Here is a 6,073-nt window from a genome sequence, read left to right as displayed (position 1 = left end):
CCTGCATTATTCATGAAGACTTTGGAAAATCCTCGAAAGCCTTGGCAAGAAGTTCATCTAGCGATCTGGCTGAAAAACAGTCTGTTTTTTGAGATGTCCTCACAATCAGGTTTTTGCCAGTTGGTGAATAATGCAGGTTAGGTAGTTATCTCTCTTCGCTAATTGCGGGGAGAAGGCGAGGGGAAAACTCGCCTATTTTCAGGGTTTATTGACCTTCCCGACTGATTTGACGCTCGATAGTTTCGATAGCGGCATTTAATCCCGCTAGACGGGTTTCGAGGTCGTCGCGCATCCATTTGAGGAATGTTAATTTACGCTCTTGACATTCTTGGCGGGAAGTGCTGCCACAAGTGTTGAAGAAGAAGGGAAACATAGACTAAGAGGCCTGCGATAACTCTACGTCTCCTATCTTGACGAAAATTTTCAAAAAAGTCTAACCGTTAAGTCGCCATAATAACCACAGACCCAACCCAAAACCGAAAAAGTTAGGCAGCCAGGCGGCCAGGAAGGGGGAAAGGGTGGCGGTTAGTCCCAAGCTGCCCACTAAGAAGTTTAAAAGATAGTAGAGAAAAACAATAGCGACGCTGAGACCGAAACTGGTTCCCCGACTAATTCTTTGCGGTAGAGAACCCAAGGCACAGCCGATGGTGGCAAAGACGATACAGACAAAGGGAAAGGCGATTTTTTGCTGGATTCGCACTTGAAAAAACCTGACTCTTTTCTCATCGCCACTGAGTTTGAGCAGTTGCACATATTCGATCGCCTGCGGTATGTTCATCTCGTAGGGATCGCGGCTTTGACGAGCAAAATCGAAAGCAGAGCGAGATAAAGCGATTTTTTCGGTTTTAAAGGGGATAACTTGGCTATAGGAGGCATTAGGGGGGGTTAATTCATAGATAATGCCGTTAAAAAAGTCCCAGACGTTATCGACGGCATTCCAACGGGCCGAATCGGCGATAATAATTTGATTTAATTCTTGTTTTAGCCAACGGATAACGGTGACAGTTTTCATCTTTTCCCCGTCAAATTGTTCGGCATAAAATAAACTTCTTAAATTGCGATTAATCGTACCATTTTCTAGGGTTTTTATTTCATAATCGGGATAATAAAAGTCTTTATTTTTCCAAAAATTTGCTTCTTTATTAATTTTCTGCACTAAAATTTCTGTGGCTCGATAATTAGCATTAGGAACCACATATTCGTTCAATAAAAATGTTACCACTGTAACTATTAAACTCAGGCAAAAAGTGGGTATAAAAAGACGGTAAAGAGTGACTCCACAGCTTTGCAGGGCAACGGTTTCGCTATCACTACTTAAACGTCCGTAGGTGATTAAAGTGGCCAGTAAAAGAGAAACTGGCAGGGAATAAGTGACAAATTCTGGCACTTTTAACAGGAGAATTTCTAGGGCGGAAGCGAGGGGTAGATTGGCATCAACTACCTGATTAGCCAAATCGGAAAGATTGCCGATCGCTACTCCCAAAGAGGCAAATAAACCAACACTAAATAAAAATGGGGGTAGTAGTTGGCTGATCAGATAGCGATCAATGAGGGCAATACCTCCATTTACCCAGTAAGAAATCTTTTTCTTAATCATTGATTTTGGTTAACTCACTCCTCTTTCATCCCATTTCCTAACCCGCAGCCGTCTTGCCTATCCCTTCGGTTAGCCTATCATATTTTGTCTTTGACGAAAAACACCGCCAGAAGTTGTATGATTGCGGTGAGAGTGGACAGAAGTAAGGATTTGGGTAAGTGTAGATAATTTTTCTGTTCCTATTCCCCGATCATCCCCAGGTGAATTATGCTGCTAAACTGGCAAACTTTTACTATTCATAAACGAGTACCTTTAACGATTAGTCGCGGCACTACCAGCGAAAATACTAATATCTGGCTGAAAATTAGCCAGGAAAATATCGAAGGGTGGGGAGAGGCATCCCCTTTTGATATTACCAGCGAGGATAAAAAACCCGATAAAATCCTGCAAGAATTAAACTCGATCGCTCCTATTTTACAATCTTTTCACCCCTGTCAACGCCAAGAAATTGAAAAAATTTTATGGCAAAATCAGATATCTTCTGCTACTCGTGCCGCTATTGATACGGCACTGCACGACTGGTTAGGCAAAAAAGCTAATTTACCTCTTTGGCAAATTTTTGGACTCGATCGCTCTTTAATTCCGCCGGTTTCTGTTACTATCGGTTTAAATTCTCCGGAAAATGTGCAGAAAAGGCTGTTAGATTGGCTAGAAATTGGCGATTTTAGCTTATTAAAAGTCAAATTAGGCTCACCAGACGGTATAGAAGCCGATCAAGCCATAATTCTGGCCATTAAAGAAATTGTCCCCCATTTGCCCCTAACTGTCGATGCTAATGGTGGTTGGACATTTAGGGATGCGGTGAAAATGTGCCAATGGTTAAAGGAAAAAGGCGTTATTTATGTGGAACAACCCCTATCCGTGGGACAAGAACGAGATTTAATTGATTTATACCAAAAATCGCCCCTACCTATCTTCGTCGATGAAAGCTGTTTTTCTAGTCAAGATATCCCGAAACTGGCCGATCGAGTCCACGGCATTAATATTAAACTAATGAAAGCCGGTGGATTAGCAGAAGTGCAGAGAATGATTCATATTGCCCAAGCTTGCCAACTGCAAATTATGTTCGGATGTTACTCTGACAGCAGTTTAGCCAATACTGCCCTAGCACATCTTGGCCCGCTTGTCAACTATCTTGACCTAGATAGTCATTTAAATTTACGCGATGATCCCTTTACGGGTTTAAGCTTGGAAAGGGGACGTTTACAAACAAATAATTTGCCCGGTTTGGGTGTTAGTTTACGGATAAAAGATGACTAATTATTTGACTCCTGACAAGAAAGTAGCGATTCTTCTCCACGAAGGAATCAAAGGAACTCGCGGCAAAACTGGGTTAAGTTATCTGCGTTACGCGAAAGCGCAGGTAGTGGCGATTATTGACTCAGAAAGCGCCGGCAGTACCTTAAAAGAAGTGGCCGGAATCGATCGCCCCTTGCCGATTGTTGCTAGTGTTAGGGAAGCTCTAACCTATCATCCCGATACCCTGTTAATTGGTATCGCACCCTCAGGAGGCATTTTACCCCCCGATTGGCTAGAAGAAATCAAAGAGGCGGTAAATGCGGGGTTATCCCTCGTTAATGGTCTCCATACACCCCTAAAACCCCTTTTTTCTCAGCTTAAACCGGATCAATGGATTTGGGATATCCGTCTGGAACCCCAAGGCTTAAAAATTGGGCAAGCGCGGGCGAAAAATTTAACCTGTCAGCGTATTCTAACGGTAGGGACGGATATGAGTGTGGGCAAAATGTCCACTAGCATCGAATTACACCGAGTTGCCCAAGAAAAAGGGCTAAAATCGCAATTTTTAGCCACTGGACAGGGGGGAATTATGATCGCGGGGAAGGGTGTACCCTTGGATGCAGTGCGCGTCGATTATGCTGCTGGTGCGATCGAGGCTTTGGTGTTAGAATCAGCAGAAAATAATGATATTCTGTTTATTGAGGGTCAAGGCTCCCTTTTACACCCTGGCTCCACCGCTACCTTACCCTTAATGCGTGGCAGTCAACCGACGGGGTTAATTCTCGTCCATCGCGCTGGACAAATTCATATCAAAGATTTACCCGATATTCTCATCCCTCCCCTAACGGAAGTGATTAAACTCTGCGAAATGACTGCCAGCGCTGGGGGAAGTTTTGGGGAGGTGAAGGTAAAGGGGATTAGTTTAAATACTTTTCATCTTAGTCCGCAGGCTGCAGTTAAAGCTATAGAAACTGTGCAGGAGGAAACGGGGTTATTTTGTACCGATGTTGTCCGTTTTGGCGGTCAAGGGTTATTATCAGTGATCAGTGAGCAGTGATTAATTCAATTATAGTCCATCATTCAATCATTCCAATCACTGTCAATGGTGGTGGTGGACTACTGGACTAGGTAATAGGTGTAGGGGTAATTCATGAATTACCCCTACAATAACGTTTGTCTGGATGTTGTTAAATTTTCTCTTGACAAAGGCGACTTGACAGGATACTATATTCATAATGGAAAATCCGTGCGCCTACGAACCCTCTTTTCCAACGCTCTTAACTATGATTGGTTCATTCAAGGCTCTCTTGGATTTGGTGGGTAAAATGTATTCTAAGATACAGTCCTACTGGCGAGGGAGTGGAAGGAACCACAAAGGCACAAAGGACACAAAGATCGATTATATTGTAGGTTAAGCTTATCGCACAGAGTCTGGAAGATTCCTATAATAAGTCTAAGCTGTGATTTGAATGATTGAGTGAATACTATGATTGTGTTGTATTTGGCAAGTCTTTATCAATGATCAATTATAGTCTATCCCATAATCCCATAAATCACAGTTAAGACGCTATCTCCCACGACGAAGGCAGATAGCATAATTTCCTCGAACCGTCATTGTTGTTGGATGCGCTATTCCTAATGATTGTTCACAAATTTGTAATGCTTCAGAATAAAGAGGTTCTGCTTCTGTGTACCTGCCTTGGGAATAGTACAATGCTGCTAAACTGCTGAGGGAAGTTGCCACATGGGGATGATTGTCTCCTAAGAGTTGTTTATACAAATCTAATGCTTCTAGATAAAGAGGTTCTGCTTCTGTGTACCTGCCTTGGGAACGGTACAATGCTGCTAAATTGTTGAGGGAAAGTGCCACATGGGGATGATTGTCTCCTAAGAGTTGTTTTCTCAAATCTAAAGCTTCTAGATAGAGAGGTTCTGCTTCTGTGTACCTGCCTTGGGAATCGTACAAGTATGCTAAACTGCTGAGGGAAGTTGCCACATCGGGATGATTGTCTCCTAAGAGTCGTTTTTTCAAATCTAATGCTTCTAGATAGAGAGGTTCCGCTTCTGTGTACCTGCCTTGGGAATTGTACAATAGTGCTAAATTGTTGAGGGAAGTTGCCACATCGGGATGATTGTCTCCTAAGAGTCGTTTTGTCAAATCTAATGCTTCTAGATAGAGAGGTTCCGCTTCTGTGTACCTGCCTTGGGAACGGTACAATGCTGCTAAATTATTGAGGGAAGCTGCCACATGGGGATGATTGTCTCCTAAGAGTCGTTTATACAAATCTAATGCTTCTAGATAGAGAGGTTCTGCTTCTGTGTACCTGCCTTGGGAATTGTACAAGTTTGCTAAACCGTTGAGGGAAGTTGCCACAGAGGGATGATTGTCTCCTAAGAGTTGTTTTCTCAAATCTAATGCTTCTAGATAGAGAGGTTCCGCTTCTGTGTACCTGCCTTGGGAATAGTACAATAGTGCTAAATTGTTGAGGGAAGTTGCCACATCGGGATGATTGTCTCCTAAGAGTCGTTTATACAAATCTAATGCTTCTAGATGGAGAGGTTCCGCTTCTGTGTACCTGCCTTGGGAATCGTACAATCCTGCTAAATTGTTGAGGGAAGTTGCCACAGAGGGATGATTGTCTCCTAAGAGTCGTTTTTTCAAATCTAAAGCTTCTAGATAGAGAGGTTCTGCTTCTGTGTACCTGCCTTGGGAACGGTACAATTCTGCTAAATTGTTGAGGGAAGTTGCCACATGGGGATGATTGTCTCCTAAGAGTCGTTTATACAAATCTAATGCTTCTAGATAGCGAGGTTCTGCTTCTGTGTACCTGCCTTGGGATTGGTACAATCCTGCTAAATTGTTGAGGGAAGTTGCCACATCGGGATGATTGTCTCCTAAGTGGGTTCGAGTTGCGGTTAAACAAGCTTGATAGTAAGGTTCAGCAGTAGCATACAATCCTTGTCCTTGATAATACCAAGCTAAACCCGTATAGGACCAAGCTAAATCCTCATCAGCGATATATTGGGGATATTCCCCGACAGATGCTTGTAGATGGAGAAGGAAAGGTTTAAATTCTTCAACGATTTCTACAGTGGGATTCTGTGGCATTTCTGCCGATTTTTTGGCCATAATCCCACAATAACGGCGTTTTGCTGGTTCTGCGTGGGGTGATGCTTCTAACTTATCCCGAAAGTAGCGACGCAACAGGGGATGAATTTCATACCAACCATCACGAT

At 43.0% G+C, this 6,073-nt stretch carries 5 protein-coding genes; 2 read left to right on the top strand and 3 right to left on the bottom strand.

Annotated elements, in window-relative coordinates; translation table 11 throughout:
• Positions 1–205: 205 nt before the first annotated feature.
• Together IM496_RS19045 and IM496_RS19040 are read right to left on the bottom strand one after the other, a co-directional pair.
• A complete protein-coding gene (locus IM496_RS19045) occupies positions 206–373 on the bottom strand; it encodes a hypothetical protein (RefSeq protein ID WP_002759244.1) in 168 nt (55 codons plus the stop codon).
• 60 nt (positions 374–433) lie between these two features.
• Complete coding sequence (locus IM496_RS19040) at positions 434–1,597, bottom strand: LptF/LptG family permease (RefSeq protein WP_287662940.1); 1,164 nt, start codon at positions 1,595–1,597, stop codon at positions 434–436.
• 207 nt (positions 1,598–1,804) lie between these two features.
• On the opposite strand from IM496_RS19040, the gene IM496_RS19035 reads away from it, so the two are divergent.
• The gene (locus IM496_RS19035; RefSeq protein ID WP_287662939.1) at positions 1,805–2,857 is read left to right on the top strand and encodes a dipeptide epimerase; all 1,053 of its coding nucleotides are present in this window, start codon (positions 1,805–1,807) and stop codon (positions 2,855–2,857) included.
• A complete protein-coding gene (locus IM496_RS19030) occupies positions 2,850–3,893 on the top strand; it encodes an N-acetyltransferase DgcN family protein (RefSeq protein WP_287662938.1) in 1,044 nt (347 codons plus the stop codon). Before IM496_RS19035 ends, IM496_RS19030 begins: the two co-directional genes overlap by 8 nt.
• Before the next feature lie 510 nt (positions 3,894–4,403).
• Here IM496_RS19030 and IM496_RS19025 read toward each other — a convergent pair.
• A partial coding sequence (locus tag IM496_RS19025; protein ID WP_287662937.1) for a tetratricopeptide repeat protein occupies positions 4,404–6,073 on the bottom strand: 1,670 nt, incomplete at its 5' end.

Source organism: Microcystis sp. M049S2 (assembly GCF_020245625.1).
GTDB classification, from domain to species: domain Bacteria; phylum Cyanobacteriota; class Cyanobacteriia; order Cyanobacteriales; family Microcystaceae; genus Microcystis; species Microcystis ichthyoblabe_A.
Note: the sequence above shows the minus strand (reverse complement) of the source record. Positions and strands in the feature narration are given on the sequence as shown.